This window comes from Streptomyces sp. NPDC059853, assembly GCF_042731495.1.
Lineage (GTDB): Bacteria > Actinomycetota > Actinomycetes > Streptomycetales > Streptomycetaceae > Streptomyces.
Genome location: NZ_JBHWJL010000429.1, coordinates 1 through 3,188, shown reverse-complemented (window position 1 = coordinate 3,188; position 3,188 = coordinate 1). Strand labels below are relative to the sequence as shown.

Genomic DNA, 3,188 nt, shown 5'->3' with positions numbered 1-3,188 from the left:
GGGTGGTGATCGCCTCCACCGAGATCTACATGCCGTTCGCGATCCTGGCGATGCTCGCCGGATTCGGCCGCCTCGACCCCGAACTGGAGCGCGCCGCCGCCTCGCTGGGCGCCGGACGGTTCGCCGTGCTGCGCCGCGTCGTCCTGCCGCTGACCGCCCCCGGCGTCCTCACCGCCTCCCTGCTGGTCTTCGTGCTCAGCCTCAGCGGCTACGTCACCCCGCGGCTGATCGGCGGCGGGCGCGTCTTCGTGCTGGCCACCGAGATCTACGACGAGGCGATGAACTCCCTGAACTGGCCGGTGGCCGCCGTGCTGTCCGTCCTGCTCCTGCTGCTGTTCGGCCTGGTCGTGGCCCTGCACCTGTGGGCGCAGCGCGTCCTGGAGGCCCGGTTCACCGGGCGGGGGAGGAAGACCACGTGAGAAGCGGCCCGGTGGCCAGGACCGGCTGGGCGGTCCTGCTGACCGTCCTGTACCTGTTCCTGCTCGCGCCCGTCATCATCGTCTTCATCGAGTCGTTCGACACGAGCACCTATCTGCGGTTCCCGCCGCAGGGCTTCAGCCTCGAACCGTACCGGCAGGTGTTCGCCAACCCGGACTTCCAGGCGGGCCTGAAGGTCAGCGCGGTGACCGCCGCGACCACCACCCTGCTCGCCCTGCTGTGCGGCGTCCCGGCCGCGCTCGCGCTGACCCGGCTGCGGTTCCGCGGCCAGGGCGCGGTGGAGGCGGCCTTCCTGTCGCCGCTGCTGGTGCCGAACATCGTGCTCGGCCTGGCACTGCTCATCCTGTTCGCCCCGATCCCGCTGACCGACACCTACTGGGGGCTGATCCTGGCCCACCTCGGCGTCACCATCCCGTACGTGGTGCGCACCGTCACGGCCGCGCTGGCCGGCGCGGACCCGCGCGCGGAGGAGGCGGCGGCCACCCTCGGCGCGGGGCCGTTCACGGTCTTCCGCCGGGTGACCCTGCCCGCCATCCGGCCCGGACTGTTCTCCGGCGGCATCATCGCCTTCCTGCTCTCCTTCGACGAGACCGTCATCTCGCTGTTCGTCTCCGGCCACACCGTCCGGCCGCTGCCGGTCGCCGTGCTCCAGTACGTCGAGTACCGCAGCGATCCGTCCATCGCGGCGCTGTCGGTGTGCCTCGTGCTGCTGTCCGTCGTGGCCGTGGTCCTGGTCGAGCGCGGCATCGGGCTGCGCCGGAGCCTGCGTCCGTAACCCCTGCCCCACCCGCCCCCGCACCCCCTGGAGTTCCCGTGTCCACCGCGCCCGCCCCGGCCTTCGACCCGGCCGCGCTGCACCGCGACAGCGTCGTCTTCAACGCCCTCGACTGCACCCCGCTGAACTGGGCGGACGAGATCTACCTGGGCAAGCTCGCCGCCTCCGGCGTCACCGCCGTCAACCACGCCGTCTCCATCTCCCAGGACTACGACGCGGCGGCGGCCGGTATCGCCGGCTGGCAGCGGCGCCTGGCGGAGACCGGCGGCCGGGTCTTCCAGGCGTACGGCCTGGCCGACGTCGACCGCGCGCACGCCGAGGGAACGGTCGCCTGGTTCGCCGGGTTCGAGGACAGCAAGCCGGTCGGCGAGGACCTGTGGCGGCTGCACGCCCTCCACCAGATGGGCCTGCGCTTCATGGGCCTGACCTACCAGAACCGCAACTACGCGGCGGACGGCAGCGGGGAGACGGCCAACGGCGGGCTGAGCCGCTTCGGCCGGGCGCTGATCAAGGAGTGCAACGCGCTCGGCATCGCCCTCGACCTCTCGCACACCGGGGAGCGCTCCACCCTGGAGACCATCGAGGCATCCGAGAAGCCGGTCCTGGTCACCCACGCCGGACTGACCCGCTTCGTGGACAGCCCGCGCAACAAGAGCGACCAGGTGGTGCGGGAACTCGCCGCGCGCGGCGGCGTGTTCGGCCTGGCCGCCAAGTCCGGCTTCCTGTCGCCCACCGGCCTGACCGAGGGCGCGGACGCCGAGGTGTTCGCCGACAACATCGACCACCTGGTGCAGCTGGTGGGGATCGAGCACGTCATCGTCGGCACGGACGTCGGCGACGAGCGCAAGTACTCCAAGGCGGGCATGGCCCGGGTCCGCCGGCTCTACCCGGAGATCCCGATCGTCGGCGACGACCTCAACCTGGACCTCATCCACCCCGAGGGCATGGGCACCCCCGCCGACCTGCCGCGCATCACCGAGGTCCTGGCCCGGCGCGGCTACAGCGCCGCCGACCTCACGGCGGTGCTCGGCGGCAACCTGCGCCGGGTGCTCGCCGACATCTGGGACACGCCGCAGTGACCGGCGGCCGGCCCGAGGTCCCGGTCGCGGTGATCGGGGCGGGACCGCGCGGCCTGGCCGTCCTCGGACAACTCCTGGCCGCTCTCGGCCCCGGCGGCCCGTGGGAGGGCACGGCCGCCGCCGTCCACCTCGTCGAGCCGGAGGAGGCGGGCGCCGGGCGGGTGTGGTCCCCGCACCAGCCGGCCGCGCTGCTGATGAACACCCTCGCCGGGCACGCCACCGCCTTCCCCGACGCCTCCGTCCGCACCCCCGGCCCGCTGCTGACCGGCCCCACCCTGCTGGAGTGGGCCCGCGCGCACCACCGCGGCCCGGCCCCCGAGCCGTGGGAGCACCCCGGCCGAGCGCTGATGGGCCGTTACCTGAGCTGGGCGTACGGGGAGATGCTGCGCCGCGCCCCGGCCGGGGTCCGGGTGGTGCGGCACCGCACCCGGGCCACCGCGCTGGCCAGAACACCCGGCGGCGGACTCCGTGTCACCCTGGAGAACGGGGACGGCCCCCTCGCGGTCGGCGCCGTGGTCCTGGCGACCGGGCACACCGACCAGCGGCCGGGTCCCGGCGACCGGGCCCTGGACGGGTTCGCCGCCCGGCACCGCCTGGTGCGGCTGCCGCCCGGATACCCGCACGAAGCCGCCCTGGACCGTCTGGAACCCGGTGCCGACGTGCTGGTACGGGGCCTGGCGCTGAACTTCTTCGACCAGCTCACCCTGCTCACCTCCGGACGCGGCGGCCGGTTCACCGAGAACCCGGACGGCACCCTCCGCTACCTGCCTTCCGGCCGCGAACCCCGGCTGATCGCCGGATCCGGGCGCGGCGTGCCCTATCTCGCCCGGGGCCAGGCGCCCGCCGCGATGCCGCCCGGCCACCGGCTGCGCCACTTCACCGATGAGCCCCTGGGG

4 protein-coding genes are annotated in these 3,188 nt (G+C 73.9%); all 4 read left to right on the top strand.

What is annotated here, in order from left to right; translation table 11 throughout:
* A partial coding sequence (locus ACFV5N_RS26225; protein WP_385604539.1) for an ABC transporter permease occupies positions 1-419 on the top strand: 419 nt, incomplete at its 5' end.
* Entirely contained in the window at positions 416-1,213 is a 798-nt protein-coding gene (locus tag ACFV5N_RS26220) for an ABC transporter permease (RefSeq protein ID WP_385604536.1), read from the top strand. The genes ACFV5N_RS26225 and ACFV5N_RS26220, both read left to right, overlap by 4 nt.
* 38 nt (positions 1,214-1,251) lie before the next feature.
* On the top strand, positions 1,252-2,292 hold the full coding sequence (locus ACFV5N_RS26215; RefSeq protein WP_176127171.1) for a dipeptidase: 1,041 nt from the start codon (positions 1,252-1,254) through the stop codon (positions 2,290-2,292).
* A partial coding sequence (locus ACFV5N_RS26210) for an FAD/NAD(P)-binding protein (protein ID WP_385604533.1) occupies positions 2,289-3,188 on the top strand: 900 nt, incomplete at its 3' end. The genes ACFV5N_RS26215 and ACFV5N_RS26210, both read left to right, overlap by 4 nt.